Source organism: Vibrio sp. 1069 (genome assembly GCF_033340555.1).
On the sequence record NZ_JAWOWP010000210.1, the window covers coordinates 1 to 849 of the forward strand.

Consider the following 849-nt stretch of genomic DNA (forward strand, 5'->3'; position numbering starts at 1 on the left):
GACTGCTTATTTTGAGCTTTCTTTACCTGCCCTTTTTTACCCACTTTATTGGTACGGTTGGTACCGGGTATCAGTGAAGGAGGTAAACCATTAATCGACGCCATAACGCTCCATAAAAAGACAGGGCTACCGCCCCGTCCTTATTTTTTTCCTAATTATTCGCGGCCTGGAAGTTTCTTCCAAGTCACGTTATCACGCAGGTAAACCGGGCTAGATTCTTCAACAGGAACCGTATTGCCTTTTTCTAGTTCTTGCTTAGCTAAAATCACAATGTCTTGTGAGTCAGGGTACAATACCTCACTGTCTGCAGTGTTAAACGGCAGGCCCGCCAGTTCTTCCTGATATGCAGACCAACCTGTACCAGCTGTTGTCCACGTTTTAGAGTCAGCTTGTGCTTCTTCCGCCAAACGAGCTGGTGGAATCACACATTCTTCATCAACACCCATCCATTCGCCGTTTTCTTGGCGAGAATAACGTGCCCAGTAAACTTCGCTCATGCGCGCATCAATCGCTACAGCGACATCAGTTGCACCATGCAGGCGGTAGCTTGCTTGTGCCATCGCAGCCAATGTTGAAACACCAATCATCGGCAGTTCTGCACCAAATGCTAGGCCTTGAGCGATGCCAATACCGATACGAACACCAGTAAAGCTACCAGGGCCACGGCCAAACGCTAGTGCATCCAAGTCTTGTAGAGTTAGACCCGCTTCTTTCAGCACTTCGTCAACCATTGGCAGCACTTTTTTCGTGTGGTCACGAGGTGCCACTTCGCTGCGTGAAATCACTTGGTCATTAACCAGTAGTGCAACTGAACAGTTTTCAGTTGCGGTATCGATAGCAAGAATTTTT

The 849-nt window shown here is 47.8% G+C and carries 1 protein-coding gene and 1 pseudogene; both read right to left on the minus strand.

Translation table 11 applies throughout. The annotated features are described in order from the left end of the window. Nucleotides 1-104, minus strand: a pseudogene (locus tag R7040_RS25500) (chromosome partitioning protein ParA); the annotation flags it as partial. A gap of 51 nt (nucleotides 105-155) precedes the next feature. Further along, nucleotides 156-849: tRNA (adenosine(37)-N6)-threonylcarbamoyltransferase complex dimerization subunit type 1 TsaB (tsaB, locus tag R7040_RS25505; protein ID WP_318097431.1), on the minus strand; the 694-nt coding region annotated here is incomplete at its 5' end.